Annotated in this window: 19 protein-coding genes; 2 read left to right on the top strand and 17 right to left on the bottom strand. The window is 36.3% G+C overall.

Annotated features, from left to right (window positions below; genetic code table 11):
- Window positions 1-107: 107 nt before the first annotated feature.
- A complete protein-coding gene (locus LPC09_RS00935; RefSeq protein ID WP_098798289.1) occupies window positions 108-302 on the bottom strand; it encodes a hypothetical protein in 195 nt (64 codons plus the stop codon).
- A gap of 112 nt (window positions 303-414) precedes the next feature.
- On the opposite strand from LPC09_RS00935, the gene pdaB reads away from it, so the two are divergent.
- Window positions 415-1,179: a polysaccharide deacetylase family sporulation protein PdaB gene (gene pdaB, locus LPC09_RS00930; RefSeq protein WP_098798290.1), complete on the top strand. Its 765-nt coding sequence runs from the start codon at window positions 415-417 to the stop codon at window positions 1,177-1,179.
- Window positions 1,180-1,793: 614 nt separating this feature from the next.
- Here the strand turns inward: pdaB and LPC09_RS00925 are convergent.
- Window positions 1,794-2,399, bottom strand: a complete 606-nt coding sequence (locus LPC09_RS00925; RefSeq protein WP_098798291.1) for a KinB-signaling pathway activation protein — start codon at window positions 2,397-2,399, stop codon at window positions 1,794-1,796.
- Window positions 2,400-2,545: 146 nt separating this feature from the next.
- On the opposite strand from LPC09_RS00925, the gene gerD reads away from it, so the two are divergent.
- A complete protein-coding gene (gene gerD, locus LPC09_RS00920; RefSeq protein ID WP_098798292.1) occupies window positions 2,546-3,178 on the top strand; it encodes a spore germination lipoprotein GerD in 633 nt (210 codons plus the stop codon).
- A gap of 29 nt (window positions 3,179-3,207) precedes the next feature.
- On the opposite strand, the gene LPC09_RS00915 is transcribed toward gerD, so the two are convergent.
- The 15 genes from LPC09_RS00915 to rpmJ all read right to left on the bottom strand — a co-directional run bounded on the left by LPC09_RS00915 (window position 3,208) and on the right by rpmJ (window position 13,142).
- Complete coding sequence (locus tag LPC09_RS00915) at window positions 3,208-4,269, bottom strand: Mrp/NBP35 family ATP-binding protein (protein ID WP_098798293.1); 1,062 nt, start codon at window positions 4,267-4,269, stop codon at window positions 3,208-3,210.
- A gap of 86 nt (window positions 4,270-4,355) precedes the next feature.
- Window positions 4,356-5,069, bottom strand: coding sequence for an N-acetylmuramoyl-L-alanine amidase CwlD (gene cwlD, locus LPC09_RS00910; protein ID WP_098798294.1), 714 nt, complete (start codon window positions 5,067-5,069; stop codon window positions 4,356-4,358).
- 75 nt (window positions 5,070-5,144) lie between these two features.
- Window positions 5,145-5,582, bottom strand: coding sequence for a DUF2521 family protein (locus tag LPC09_RS00905; RefSeq protein ID WP_098798295.1), 438 nt, complete (start codon window positions 5,580-5,582; stop codon window positions 5,145-5,147).
- Window positions 5,583-5,776: 194 nt separating this feature from the next.
- On the bottom strand, window positions 5,777-6,037 hold the full coding sequence (locus LPC09_RS00900) for a CotD family spore coat protein (RefSeq protein ID WP_176551138.1): 261 nt from the start codon (window positions 6,035-6,037) through the stop codon (window positions 5,777-5,779).
- A 173-nt stretch (window positions 6,038-6,210) separates the two neighbouring features.
- Window positions 6,211-6,603, bottom strand: a complete 393-nt coding sequence (gene rpsI / locus LPC09_RS00895) for a 30S ribosomal protein S9 (protein ID WP_098798297.1) — start codon at window positions 6,601-6,603, stop codon at window positions 6,211-6,213.
- Window positions 6,604-6,625: 22 nt separating this feature from the next.
- Complete coding sequence (gene rplM, locus LPC09_RS00890; protein ID WP_098798298.1) at window positions 6,626-7,063, bottom strand: 50S ribosomal protein L13; 438 nt, start codon at window positions 7,061-7,063, stop codon at window positions 6,626-6,628.
- Window positions 7,064-7,218: 155 nt separating this feature from the next.
- The gene (truA, locus tag LPC09_RS00885) at window positions 7,219-7,959 is read right to left on the bottom strand and encodes a tRNA pseudouridine(38-40) synthase TruA (RefSeq protein ID WP_098798299.1); all 741 of its coding nucleotides are present in this window, start codon (window positions 7,957-7,959) and stop codon (window positions 7,219-7,221) included.
- Window positions 7,960-7,968: 9 nt separating this feature from the next.
- Window positions 7,969-8,766 (bottom strand): energy-coupling factor transporter transmembrane component T family protein, encoded by a 798-nt coding sequence (locus LPC09_RS00880; RefSeq protein WP_098798300.1) that lies wholly within the window; start codon window positions 8,764-8,766, stop codon window positions 7,969-7,971.
- Window positions 8,763-9,629 (bottom strand): energy-coupling factor ABC transporter ATP-binding protein, encoded by an 867-nt coding sequence (locus tag LPC09_RS00875; protein WP_098798301.1) that lies wholly within the window; start codon window positions 9,627-9,629, stop codon window positions 8,763-8,765. The genes LPC09_RS00880 and LPC09_RS00875 overlap by 4 nt, the downstream gene beginning before the upstream one ends.
- The gene (locus tag LPC09_RS00870; RefSeq protein ID WP_098798302.1) at window positions 9,605-10,444 is read right to left on the bottom strand and encodes an energy-coupling factor ABC transporter ATP-binding protein; all 840 of its coding nucleotides are present in this window, start codon (window positions 10,442-10,444) and stop codon (window positions 9,605-9,607) included. The genes LPC09_RS00875 and LPC09_RS00870 overlap by 25 nt, the downstream gene beginning before the upstream one ends.
- Before the next feature lie 165 nt (window positions 10,445-10,609).
- Window positions 10,610-11,005 (bottom strand): 50S ribosomal protein L17, encoded by a 396-nt coding sequence (rplQ, locus tag LPC09_RS00865; RefSeq protein WP_098798303.1) that lies wholly within the window; start codon window positions 11,003-11,005, stop codon window positions 10,610-10,612.
- A gap of 102 nt (window positions 11,006-11,107) precedes the next feature.
- Window positions 11,108-12,052 (bottom strand): DNA-directed RNA polymerase subunit alpha, encoded by a 945-nt coding sequence (locus LPC09_RS00860; RefSeq protein ID WP_098798304.1) that lies wholly within the window; start codon window positions 12,050-12,052, stop codon window positions 11,108-11,110.
- Window positions 12,053-12,228: 176 nt separating this feature from the next.
- Window positions 12,229-12,618 carry a 30S ribosomal protein S11 gene (gene rpsK, locus LPC09_RS00855; protein ID WP_098798305.1) on the bottom strand — a complete coding sequence of 130 codons (390 nt, stop codon included), beginning with the start codon at window positions 12,616-12,618 and terminating at the stop codon, window positions 12,229-12,231.
- A gap of 22 nt (window positions 12,619-12,640) precedes the next feature.
- Window positions 12,641-13,006, bottom strand: a complete 366-nt coding sequence (gene rpsM, locus LPC09_RS00850) for a 30S ribosomal protein S13 (protein ID WP_098798306.1) — start codon at window positions 13,004-13,006, stop codon at window positions 12,641-12,643.
- Window positions 13,007-13,028: 22 nt separating this feature from the next.
- A complete protein-coding gene (gene rpmJ, locus LPC09_RS00845; protein WP_003156543.1) occupies window positions 13,029-13,142 on the bottom strand; it encodes a 50S ribosomal protein L36 in 114 nt (37 codons plus the stop codon).
- Window positions 13,143-13,172: the final 30 nt, after the last annotated feature.

Here is a 13,172-nt window from a genome sequence, read left to right as displayed (position 1 = left end):
GTCAACCATCTTTTTAAAAAAGTTTTTTTATAAAAGAGATAAACACTGTCGCTCAGCAGCGACGTTTTATAATATATCACCATTTTGAAAGAAGGTCAACAAAATCATTAAAGTTTTTTTGTTATTTTAGACATCACATTTACTAGTATATCTCTTTTTTCTTTTAATGCTCTTTCTTTTACACAGTTTCCCTCACTGAGTGACGCTCTAATGTATATAAGCTCATCTAATTCCGATAACTCCCTTATTAACATTTGCTCAATTTCTTGCCTTTCCTTCTCATGAAATAAGTAGTAGATCATTCATTTCTCCTCCTACCTACTCATTCTTTCTATATAATTTTATTTTTAATCATGTAAATAAGAGTCCAAGCATAGACTTGTCTCAAGAGTATGTTGTCTGAGGAGGACCGTTATGAATCAATTTCACGTATTTCATATTAAGAAAATTAAACAATTGGCCTTAATTATGTTGGCTGCATTTTTCACTGCCGGAATTCTATATGTTGAGAATGTATTAAACTATCCTGTTTTCTCAACATCAGATGGCCCAAAAGCGATTTATCGAGGAGAAACGAAAAACAATGAAATTGCTTTAACCTTTGATATAAGCTGGGGAGATGTTAAAGCCGAGAGTATTCTTGATACATTAAAAAAGCAGAACATAAAAAATAGCACATTCTTTTTATCTGCTTCATGGGCTGAAAGACATCCTGATGTTGTAAAACGGATTAAAGAAGATGGGCACCAGATTGGAAGCATGGGATATAACTACAAAGATTATCGAGATTTGGAGCCAAATGAAGTGAGAAAAGACCTATCCATGGCTCAAGAGGTATTCACTAAACTTGGTGTAAAGGATATTAAATTGCTCCGCCCACCAAGTGGAGGCTTTAATAAAGATGTTCTTAAAATTGCTTCACAGCAAGGGTATACAGTAGTGCATTATAGTGTTGATTCAGATGATTGGACCAACCCTGGTGTTGAAGCAATTGTACAGAACGCTACTTCTTCTATTAAAGGTGGAGATATTGTTCTATTGCATGCATCTGATTCAGCTAAACAAACAAATGAGGCTCTTCCCACAATTATTAAGGAAATAAGAAGTAAAGGATTAAAAAATGTTACAGTCGATGAATTAATTGCTAATGCTCAAACAAAGTCTTCTGAAGTTAAATAGTTTCTTTTTAAAGTATATTGCGTTTCTTCTTAGTTTCATGTGAAGAAGCGTTGAGCGATTACTTTATTTAAAGTTATGTATAATGGGACTATCCGCTTCAGTATGAAGGCGCTGAAGTTAGTCTTAATTAATTATAGATCTATATGACTTTTATGAGGACCATTCCCTTGGACTTCATGCTGACTTTGGTCTTCATCTCCTTTTGAAGACCATTTTTTACGTTCCTCATACTACTTTTGGTCTTCATCTCACTTATGAAGACCATTCCTCTCGTTCCTCATACTATTTCTAGTCTTCATCCCCTTTATGAAGACCATTTCTCTTGTTCCTCACACTAATTCTGGTCTTCATCTCCCTTATGAAGACCATTCCTCTCGTTGCTCATACTACTTTTAGTCTTCATACCCTTTATGAAGACCATTCCTCTCGTTCCTCATACTACTTTTAGTCTTCATCTCCCTTATGAAGACCATTTCTCTTGTTCCTCACACTAATTCTGGTCTTCATCCCCTTTATGTTTAATTATCATCCCTCAAAATGCCATTATAAATAAAAGGGATACAAATCATGTGATTTGTATCCCTTTACCTTAGAGTTAGATCCTAAACTGGGAGTTAGCTCCTTTTTTGCTGAAGAAATTTAGGAAGCATTAATAACTGGTAGGCATTACAGATTTGAATAGGAATAAGCATGAGTAGTAGCCAGTCCTCTTCGTTAACGCGCAATGCTGGAAACCATTCAATAACAGTTACGACAATCATAAAGAATAAAGCAGGTACAAATGCCTCTTTATTCGTATCTTTTCTTTTCATGAAAGCAACTATAAGTCCAACAATAAAGACATAACCTGCTATTAAGATATAAGATGTTAACGCTTCATTCTCTTTACTGAATAACTGATATCTGAAGTAAACTAGGTCAAATAAAACAAAAATAATTAAAAAGAGCTGAGCAATATTCCATAAAGAAGTTGATCTAAATATTCCTAACCCGAACCTATGTATGGTTAAATAAGCGAAAAAACCCATTTGAGATATAACGCTAAAAATTAAACCTACTCCGAATAACCAGAATAAAACAGATAGAATCTCAAGTACATCAAAAGTAATAAATAATTCTTTATATTCTTCCCATTTCAAGAGAAAGCCAATAATACTTGTAGCTACTCCACCAACTAGCAAAGTACTTAAAAATAATCGAACCCAATTTCTACTTTTCACTTATATATCCTCCATCATATTACTCCTTATGATTTTACCAATCCTTTATTAAAAAAGCCATACGTAACGATTTTCCTCGTATAAATTCTCTCATCTAAATCAAAATATAAATAGTATCACGCAAATAGAAAGGAGCTTGGATTACCATGAAGAGATACTCGCTCCTCATGACTTTAGCTGTTTTTATCTTTATGTCTGGGTGTGCTCCAAGAGAAGAATCAGGCACACAGATGGACTATGAGGAAACTAAAAAGATGGTTGTTGATATATTAAAAACAGACGATGGGAAAAAGGCGTTACAGGAAGTCATGAAAGATGAAGAAATGAAACAGGTCTTAATCATGGACCAAAGCGTTGTGAAAGAAACGATTAAAACAACGCTAACTTCTGAAGAAGGAACTAAATTTTGGCAAAAAGTATTTGAAGATCCAAAATTTGTAGAAAGCTTTGCTACAAGTATTAAGGATGAACACGAGAAGGTTATTAAAGAACTAATGAAAGATCCTGACTATCAGAAATTGCTTATCGATGTATTTAAAGATCCAGAAATGGAAAAGAATTTCCTTACCGCTGCTAAAAGTCAAGAATTCAGAAAACATCTTCAAGAAGTCATTACAGAAACCCTTTCTAGTCCACTATATAAGGCACAAATTCAGGAAACTCTGTTAAAAGCAGCAGAAGAAGCAGGCCAACAAAGTGGTGGTGGCAAAGAAGCTGAGCAAGGTGGCGGCGGACAAAGTGGTGGAAGTGGAGAAGAAAGTGGCGGTGGAGGAAGTTAAAATAAAAAAGCGCTTATATAGCGCTTTTTTTATGCTTTAACTGGAATTAACTTAGTCAATTGTTGTCCAATGGAATCGTATATCTTTCCTATCGGATGGTCTGCAGCATATACAGATGGAGCAAAATCTTCGTCATTCCAGTCTGGTTGTTGTAAAGGAATTTTCCCTAGTAGGGGTACTCTTAACTCTTCAGCTAATTTCTCACCGCCGCCACGGCCAAATACATATTCTATTTCGCCTGTTTTGGCACTTTCAAAATAAGCCATATTTTCTACAACACCAATTACTTCATGATCAGTTTGTAATGCCATAGCCCCCGCTCTAGCGGCTACAAATGCTGCAGTAGGATGAGGCGTTGACACTATGATTTCTTTACATGAAGGAAGCATTGAGTGAACATCTAATGCAACATCACCTGTTCCTGGAGGCAAGTCTAATAAGAGATAATCTAAATCTCCCCATTCAACTTCATTAAAGAAGTTATTTAACATTTTCCCAAGCATTGGGCCTCTCCAAATAACAGGTGCGTTATCTTCCACAAAAAATCCCATTGAAATAACCTTTACTCCAAATCTCTCAACAGGGATGATTTTCTCACCTTTAACAGCAGGTCTCTTTGTTATTCCCATCATATCAGGTACACTAAATCCGTATATATCTGCATCTATTAATCCTACCTTTTTCCCTAGACGTGCAAGAGATACAGCAAGATTAACCGACACTGTTGATTTTCCTACTCCACCTTTACCGCTTGCGATCGCAAGAAATGTTGTTTTATTTCCAGGGGATAATAAAGAATCTGACTGATTTCCATTAGTATCTTGATAGGCAGCAATTGTTTCTTGAGAAAGTTCGTGAAAGCGAAGTCCAACTGATTCTGCTCCTAGCTCTTTTACTATCGCAACAACCTTTTGTTGTAATTGAAGTTGCTCTGCTGTATTTAGTTTTGAAATGCCTATTCTCAGGCTAACATGTTGTTTTTCCTGCTTTATGTTTATTTCCTCAATAGCATTTAATTCTTCTAATGATATATGTAAGAAGGGATCTTCTAGTTTTCCTATTGCTGTTTTTATTGCTTCTTCTCTTAGCATAATATTCCACCCTTATTATGAAGTCGTTTACATCAGTATAACATAATTTTCTGATAAGGTAAGAAATCAGGGCTTAGCTATGCTCATTATTCTGGAGGATTTTTCTCATTTGAAAAATATCTTAAAACTCCATTATAGATAGAGGCAGCAACTTTATCTTGATAACTCTTGGTCTGAAGTAATTTTTCTTCTTGCGGATTTGATAAAAACCCTACTTCAACTAGAGCACCTGGCTTTTCAAGATTTTTAAGAAGATATACTCCATCAATTGGCTTGGCAACTCGCTCTGTATTTTCAAGATTTCTTCTTAATTCATCTTGTATATACTTTGCAATATTTTCATTCTCAATATATCTTCCGCTATAAAAAGTTTGAGCTCCACTCCACTTTGCTGAAGGAATTGCATTTAAATGAATACTCAAAAATAAATCTGCTTCAGATTCATTTATTATCTTTACCCGTTTTTTTAGATCCTCGGCTTTTCTCCGACTATATCCTGAGGTATCTTCATCTGCTAAATCTACATCTTCTTCTCTCGTAAGCAATACAAGTGCACCTTGTTCTTGGAGGTAATCTCTTATAATTAACGAAATACTTAAAGATATATCCTTTTCTAAGGTATCACTTCCAACTGCCCCCCCATCTGGTCCTCCATGACCAGGGTCAATATAAATCACCTTACCAGTGAGCGGTAAATTCCATGATTCAAACGATTTGTTATCCGAAAATTGCCACTGAAATAGTATAAGTAATAAAACAAAGCCCCCAATAAAGCTTAACCATTTTATTTTTTTATCCATCCCTATTCCCTCCTGCTCGTCCTCAATTTCAATATATGGGACAACCGATGGGAATATGATTAATCTTATTAGAAACTAATGAAGTCTTAATTTGTATCTTTTTTCACCTTTTAAATATCCTTCTTTCCACCAAATATGAATATAATATTCACAGGCTAAGTGAATTTCTTCAAAGGATAGATCTCCTTCTTTTACTTTGCCCCATGTAAGAAAGTAGTCAAATAAATCATCGATTAATCTTTTTTCTTCTAATTGACATCTTTTATGGGCTGATTGCATAGATTCACCGTAATAGCCAAACTTACTGTACTTGGCACCGAGTAAAAATGCCTCTATTGCAAAATCGATACAACCATCTTCAACCACTGATTTTTTAAAATTACTATTAAAGCTTCCAAAACAATCGTCAATTTTTCCTTTAATCTCTGTTAAAGAAAGTTCTCTTAACATCTTTCTTTCATATTTTAATTCTTTCTGATGTCTCTTCTGCTTTAAAGAAATAATTTCATTCATAGTAGATGCCTCCCTTATATGTATTGTTTATCACTACCTGTTTCTCATTCGTAAAAATGCTGCCAATTTCAGCTAAGATTAAGAAATGAGAAATAAAAATTATTTCCCAAGAAATGAATAAAACTGTTTACTAATTGAAGTGTTATATAAAAAAAGAAGAACCATTCATAAAGAATAGTTCTTCTTTTCAGAATTTAGAAGAATCCACGTCGGGGACCAGTAAAACCTCTTCCTGGACTATTACCAGCAAACCAAGACCTTGGTGGTAATGTTACATTTCTAACTGTCGCAACATTTCTTACAGTATGAGGATATAAAGATTGGTGACGATTAATATAATTGTGACGAACGATTGTCTCAACTGGTTTAATATGTTGAATCGTTTGGGGGTAGAATACATCTCTTACATTGACTCTGGTAGGATAAACAACTTTTTTAGCAGGGCCTCTAAACAAAAGAAACAGCTCCTTTCAAGTAAGATATTACAATGTATGCTTAATTGAAAGAAGCTGTATATGCAGAAAAACTATGCTTAGAATTTATTTAGCAAAGTTGCCCCCAGATAGTTGTCGATTAGACAAATAAAAAAACCCCCAACCAATTGGTTGAGAGTCTTTGAAACGTAATATTAACGTTTTGAGAACTGAGGTGCACGACGAGCGCCTTTAAGACCGTATTTTTTACGTTCTTTCATACGAGCGTCACGAGTTAATAAACCAGCGCGTTTAAGTGATGCACGGTATTCTGGATCTGCTTCTAATAAAGCACGAGAGATACCATGACGGATAGCGCCTGCTTGACCAGCATATCCACCACCTGAAACATTAACAAGAACATCATAGTTACCTGCAGTTTCAGTTAAGTGTAATGGTTGTTTAATATCTTCGATAAGTGCAGCTGATGGGATATATTCTTTAATATCACGATTGTTTACAACGATACGGCCTTCGCCTGGAACTAGACGTACACGAGCAACTGAGCTTTTACGACGACCAGTACCGTAATATTGAACCTGTGCCAAATTAATTACCTCCTCTTAATAATTATCCGCGAAGTTCGTAAACTTCAGGTTGTTGTGCTTGGTGTGGATGTTCACTACCAGCATATACATGTAATTTCTTAGCCATTTGACGACCTAATGAACCTTTTGGAAGCATTCCTTTGATTGCTAATTCAAGCATTTTCTCAGGATAGTTCGTACGCATTTCCAAAGCAGTTCTAGATTTTAAACCACCTGGGAATTGGCTGTGACGGTAGTAAATTTTATCAGTTAATTTTTTACCTGTTAATTCAATTTTATCAGCGTTGATTAGAATTACATGATCTCCAGTGTCAACGTGTGGTGTGTAAGTTGGTTTGTGCTTACCACGTAGGATAGATGCAACTTCACTTGAAAGGCGACCTAAAGTTTTGCCTTCAGCATCTACTACGTACCATTTACGTTCGATATTTGCAGCGTTTGCCATAAACGTTGTACGCATTATTTTCTTCCTCCTAGTTAGTTAAAATAAAAGATGGTTCCTATTCTATTTCATAACACGATAAGTTTCCGGGGCTTATTCGTGGGGTTGAAATACATACCATTAGATATAATATACTGTATATAACCTAATGTCAAGGGAATGTTACACCTGGTTTAGTTGTCATAGTAAACTTTCCATAAATATAAACCATGACCTGGGACAGTTTTTCCACTTAAACTCCTGTCTCTTCCTTTTATTACTGAAGATATACTTTCAGGGGTTCTTATCCCTTGGCCTACCTCTAATAATGTTCCTACTAAAATTCTCACCATATTATATAAAAAGCCATTTCCAATAAAAGAAAATATAATGTCAGATTCCTCTTTAACAATATCTATAGAAAATATGGTTCTAACTTTATCTTCCACTTCTGTTTTTGCTACACAAAAACTCGTGAAATCATGCGTACCACAAAGATATTGAGATGCTTTCCTCATTAACTCCACATCTAAGTGATATGGGAAATGATACATATAATGTCGTTTAAATACATCTTGGATCTTAGCAGTATTAATTTGGTAACGATATTCTTTCTTTAGCGCATGAAACCGAGAATGAAAATCATCATCTACATATACAGCCTCTTTAATTGATATATCATCTGGCAGCAAACTGTTTAATGCATATGGCCACTTTCCCTCAGGTATGGTTAAATTTGTATCAAAGTGAAAAACTTGGCCTAATGCATGTACCTGTGCGTCTGTTCTACCAGACGCATAAATTCTAACAGCCTGCCCTTTATGAAGTTTTAATAGAGAATTCTCTATTTCACTTTGAACTGTTCTTTTATTTGGTTGTACCTGATATCCACTGAATTGTGTTCCGTCATAAGATACAATGCATTTTACTCTCATCTTTTGCTCCTATGCCCGTAAATATAGTAAGACTAGTCCTAAAACTACTAAGAGTGCTAAAAGAGAGGTATCCATTAACCCCCATTTCAACTGACGCAACTTTGTTCGTCCTTCTCCTCCATTATATCCACGAGCTTCCATGGCTGTAGCAAGCTCCTCAGCCCTTTTAAAGGCACTAATAAAGAGAGGGACAAGCAAAGGAACAACAGCCTTAAATCGATCCTTTAAAGGGCCTCCTGTGAAGTCTACACCTCTTGCCATTTGCGCTTTTAATATTTTATCCGTTTCCTCCATTAATGTTGGAATAAATCTTAAAGAAATCGACATCATTAAAGCAAGTTCATGAACAGGTAATCCAAGTTTACCAAATGGACCTAAAAGACTTTCCATACCATCAGTAATTTCAATTGGAGTTGTAGTTAAAGTTAGTATAGTGGTAATTAAAATAAGATATAAAAATCTTAGTGAAATAAATATACCCTGTTTTAGCCCCTCTTCATAAATCTTAAGAAATCTTAAGTCAATCAAGACTTCGCCTTCCTTTGTCACTATAAGATGCAGAATAAAGGTAAAAAGAATAATCCATAAAACAGGTCTAAGTCCCCTTATTAAAAACCTAAGAGGTAGCTTTGTCATCATAACAACGAAGAGGGTAAAAACTCCCAATAGAGCATAAGTGAGAAAATTATTGGCAATAAATACAATAAACACAAAAGCAAAAATTAGGATTAATTTAGCCCTAGGATCCATTCTGTGAATAAGAGAAGAGCCTGGTACATATTTACCAATAATGATATTGTTCATCAAACCTGCCCCACCTCTTTCATAAGAGAGGTCAATTGATCAACTGTTTCCTCTAATGTTAGTGGAATATCACCTAAAGGTATTCCTTTTGCAGCAAGCTTTTGCTGGAGTTTAACTGTTTCAGGTAAATCTAAACCTAATGCTGAAAGCTTCTCTCCTTGACTAAAAATCTCTCTTGGAGTTCCTCTCATTTCAATGGTGCCTTTATGCATAACAATAATTTCGTCAGAATATTTTGCGGCATCCTCCATGCTGTGAGTAACCAAAATAATCGTTAGATTTTGCTCACGACGAAGTCTATAGAATAAGTCCATCATTTCTTTACGACCTTTAGGGTCTAAACCCGCAGTAGGTTCATCAAGAACTAAAACCTCAGGACCCATAGCTAAAACACCAGCAATAGCAACTCTCCGCATTTGTCCACCACTTAAATCAAACGGTGACTTCTGTAAAATCGATTCAGGTAATCCTACTATTTCTAGTGATTTCTTTGCCTTCTTAAAAGCATCCTCTTCACTTACACCGAAATTCATTGGACCAAAAGCTATATCTTTCTCAACAGTTTCTTCAAAAAGCTGATGTTCAGGAAATTGAAATACAATTCCTACTAGCCTTCTTACTTCCTTAAGGTTCTTCTGTTTTTTACCTGCCTCAATAATGTGAGTACCAATCTGAACAGAACCAACAGTAGGCTTTAACAACCCATTTAAATGCTGGAGAATGGTGGACTTTCCTGAGCCAGTGTGACCTATAATGGACAAATAGGTTCCCTTTTTAATAGAAAGGTTTACATCATATAGTGCAAGTCGTTCAAATGGGGTTCTTGCTTGATAACGATGTTCTACATCTTTGAACGTAATGTCCATAGCTCTTCCACCAGCCCTTCTTCAGTCAAATGGTTACCCTTAATTGGAATACCTTGATCTCTTAACTTTTTGCTTAACTGTAGGGGAAATGGTAAGTCTAAACCGATTTTAACTAACTCATCATCAAGTTTAAACACTTCATCTGGAGTTCCTTCGGCAAACTTCTTACCACCATTCATTACAATGATTCGATCGGCTTTAGATGCTTCCTCTAAATCATGTGTGATTGAGATAACCGTTAATGTTCCTTGAGCATTAAGATCACGAACAGTTTGAATAACTTCATCTCTTCCTAATGGATCTAACATTGAAGTGGCTTCATCAAGAATAATGATATCCGGCTGAACTGCTATGACTCCTGCAATAGCAACACGTTGTTTTTGTCCACCTGAAAGATGATGCGGTTCATGTTCAAGAAATTGATCCATGCTAACCTTTTTTGTCGCCCAATCAATTCTCCTTACCATTTCATCCCTAGCAACTCCGTGATTCTCTAATCCAAAGGCTACATCATCTTTAACAGTGGTGCCAACAAATTGATTATCAGGATTCTGAAAAACCATTCCAACATGTTTCCGTATATCCCAAATCGTCTCTTCAGATAATTCAATTCCACATACTCGAACCTTTCCTTTATCAGGAACATATAGTCCATTTAATATACGTGCTAGAGTTGATTTACCTGAGCCGTTGTGACCAACAATAGCAAGCCATTCTCCCTTATTAACCTGTATAGATACATTCTCTAACGCAGGAGCAGCTTCTTGATGATAGTGAAATGTTATATTTTCAACATCGATGATTGTCTGACCCATCCTCGTCTCTCCTAATCTTTCTATACGTGATCATGACCACAGCTCTTCGTACAGCATCAAGGGAAGGAAAGTGATTAATGATGAATCTATTAATGTATTTTCCTTCCCTATAAAAAAAGGGCATTGATCCAGTTATGAAACTGTCACGCCCTTGTAAGAAACTTATTAAACTAATTCAATGATGACCATTGGAGCACCGTCTCCGCGACGAGGTCCAAGTTTCATAATACGAGTGTAACCACCTTGACGGTCTTCGTAACGTGGAGCGATATCACTGAAAAGTTTTTCTAAAGCATATTTTGGCTTATCCTTTTCTTTACCTTCTTCAGTTGTAACAGATACAACTTCAGCTACTTCATTACGTACATAAGCTGCAGCTAAACGACGAGCATGAAGGTCTCCGCGCTTTCCTAGTGTGATCATCTTTTCAACAGTAGAACGTAATTCTTTTGCACGAGCTTCTGTTGTTTCAATGCGCTCACTAATGATTAAGTCAGTAGTTAAGTCACGTAGCATTGCTTTACGTTGAGCACTAGTACGGCCTAATTTTCTGTATGACATGAGATGTCCCCTCCTTCGTTGTATAATGTATGTTGTTATTTAATAGAGGCAAGCTATTTTTACCGATAGCATACGAAAATGCTAGTTTTTACAAACTAGTCATCAGTCGTCTTTTCGAAGACCTAAACCTAGTTCTTCTAATTTTGCCTTAACTTCTTCAAGAGATTTACGACCTAGATTTCGAACCTTCATCATATCTTCTTCTGTTTTATGAGCTAACTCTTGCACTGTATTAATTCCAGCACGTTTTAAACAGTTGTATGAACGGACAGATAGATCTAATTCTTCAATCGTCATCTCAAGAACTTTTTCTTTTTGATCCTCTTCTTTTTCAACCATAATTTCTGCGTTTTGAGCTTCATCAGTAAGCCCTACAAAGATATTAAGGTGTTCTGTTAGGATCTTAGAACCTAAAGCAATTGCTTCTTTCGGCCCTGTACTTCCATCTGTCCAAACATCTAACGTTAACTTATCATAGTTAGCAACTTGACCTACACGTGTTTTTTCTACTTGGTAGGAAACACGCGCTACTGGTGTAAAGATAGAGTCAATAGGAATAACCCCTATCGGCTGGTCTTCACGTTTGTTTGAATCAGCTGGTGTATAACCACGTCCGCGCTTAGCTGTTAGCCTCATTCTAAAGCTAGCATCTGAAGCTAGAGTTGCAATATGAAGATCTGGATTTAAAATCTCTACATCACTATCATGAGTAATATCGGATGCAGTTACACTACCTTCGCCTTGAACATCAATTTCAAGCGTCTTTTCTTCATCTGAATAGATTTTAAGAGCAAGCTTTTTAATGTTTAAGATAATCGAAGTAACATCTTCAACAACACCTTCGATCGTTGAAAACTCATGAAGTACGCCATCTATTTGGATCGATGTTACAGCGGCACCAGGGAGTGAGGATAAAAGAATACGACGTAAGGAGTTACCCAAAGTTGTACCATATCCACGCTCAAGTGGCTCGACGACGAATTTACCATATTTGGCATCATCGCTGATTTCAACCGTTTCGATTTTTGGTTTTTCAATTTCTATCATCTATAAACCCTCCTTCAAAACGTCGAAACCCCGGCTAGACTCTATAGATTCATGTCTAACCGAAATTCCTCATTCAAAAGTTCCCGAATGTGCACAACAACAGAATGTTTCTGCTAGAACTTATATACTGTATCATAACCCATTATTGACAGGGATACAAAATCTATACAGAAAATTTACACACGACGACGTTTTGGTGGACGGCATCCATTATGTGGTACTGGAGTAACATCTCTGATTGCAGTTACTTCTAGACCTGCAGCTTGAAGAGAACGGATTGCAGCTTCACGTCCTGCACCTGGTCCTTTAACAGTAACTTCTAGAGTTTTTAAACCGTGATCCATAGATGCTTTTGCAGCTGTTTCTGCAGCCATTTGTGCAGCGAAAGGAGTGGATTTACGAGAACCTCTAAAACCTAACGCACCAGCACTTGACCATGAAATTGCATTACCATGAGTATCAGTAATAGTAACGATCGTGTTATTGAATGTTGAACGGATATGAGCAATACCACTTTCAATATTCTTTTTCACACGACGTTTACGAGTGTTCGTTTTACGTGCCATTATTGGTTAACCTCCTTTTACCTTATTTTTTCTTGTTTGCTACTGTACGACGTGGTCCCTTACGTGTACGAGCATTGTTTTTCGTGTTTTGTCCGCGAACTGGTAAGCCACGACGGTGACGGATACCACGGAATGAACCGATCTCGATTAGACGTTTAATGTTAAGAGAGATTTCACGACGAAGGTCACCCTCAACTTTAAGCTTATCGATTACATCACGAATTTTCCCTAACTCTTCTTCAGTTAAATCACGTACACGAGTATCTTCAGAAACTCCAGCTTCAGCTAGAACTTTTTCAGCAGTAGAACGTCCGATCCCGAAAATATACGTTAATGAAATAACAACACGTTTGTCGCGAGGAATATCAACACCTGCAATACGAGCCATTATGCTTGCACCTCCTTATATATTAACCTTGTTTTTGCTTATGTTTAGGATTCTCACATATAACCATGACTTTGCCTTTTCTGCGGATAACTTTACATTTCTCACAGATCGGTTTAACAGATGGTCTGACCTTCATGATTTTAATACCTCCTTAGTAGTACGGAGT

The organism is Metabacillus sp. B2-18 (assembly GCF_021117275.1).
Classification (GTDB): domain Bacteria; phylum Bacillota; class Bacilli; order Bacillales; family Bacillaceae; genus Metabacillus.
The sequence above is the reverse complement of the archived record's forward strand: the minus strand, read 5'-3'. Positions and strand labels throughout refer to the sequence as shown.

Excerpts from the sequence above, each read along its gene's own strand:
- LPC09_RS00935 (WP_098798289.1), bottom strand. The coding sequence starts at position 302 with ATGATCTACTACTTATTTCATGAGAAGGAAAGGCAAGAAATTGAGCAA.
- pdaB (WP_098798290.1), top strand. The coding sequence starts at position 415 with ATGAATCAATTTCACGTATTTCATATTAAGAAAATTAAACAATTGGCC.
- gerD (WP_098798292.1), top strand. The coding sequence starts at position 2,546 with ATGAAGAGATACTCGCTCCTCATGACTTTAGCTGTTTTTATCTTTATG.
- LPC09_RS00915 (WP_098798293.1), bottom strand. The coding sequence starts at position 4,269 with ATGCTAAGAGAAGAAGCAATAAAAACAGCAATAGGAAAACTAGAAGAT.
- cwlD (WP_098798294.1), bottom strand. The coding sequence starts at position 5,069 with ATGGATAAAAAAATAAAATGGTTAAGCTTTATTGGGGGCTTTGTTTTA.
- LPC09_RS00905 (WP_098798295.1), bottom strand. The coding sequence starts at position 5,582 with ATGAATGAAATTATTTCTTTAAAGCAGAAGAGACATCAGAAAGAATTA.
- rplM (WP_098798298.1), bottom strand. The coding sequence starts at position 7,063 with ATGCGTACAACGTTTATGGCAAACGCTGCAAATATCGAACGTAAATGG.
- truA (WP_098798299.1), bottom strand. The coding sequence starts at position 7,959 with ATGAGAGTAAAATGCATTGTATCTTATGACGGAACACAATTCAGTGGA.
- LPC09_RS00875 (WP_098798301.1), bottom strand. The coding sequence starts at position 9,629 with ATGGACATTACGTTCAAAGATGTAGAACATCGTTATCAAGCAAGAACC.
- LPC09_RS00870 (WP_098798302.1), bottom strand. The coding sequence starts at position 10,444 with ATGGGTCAGACAATCATCGATGTTGAAAATATAACATTTCACTATCAT.
- rplQ (WP_098798303.1), bottom strand. The coding sequence starts at position 11,005 with ATGTCATACAGAAAATTAGGCCGTACTAGTGCTCAACGTAAAGCAATG.
- LPC09_RS00860 (WP_098798304.1), bottom strand. The coding sequence starts at position 12,052 with ATGATAGAAATTGAAAAACCAAAAATCGAAACGGTTGAAATCAGCGAT.
- rpsK (WP_098798305.1), bottom strand. The coding sequence starts at position 12,618 with ATGGCACGTAAAACGAACACTCGTAAACGTCGTGTGAAAAAGAATATT.
- rpsM (WP_098798306.1), bottom strand. The coding sequence starts at position 13,006 with ATGGCTCGTATTGCAGGTGTTGATATTCCTCGCGACAAACGTGTTGTT.
- rpmJ (WP_003156543.1), bottom strand. The coding sequence starts at position 13,142 with ATGAAGGTCAGACCATCTGTTAAACCGATCTGTGAGAAATGTAAAGTT.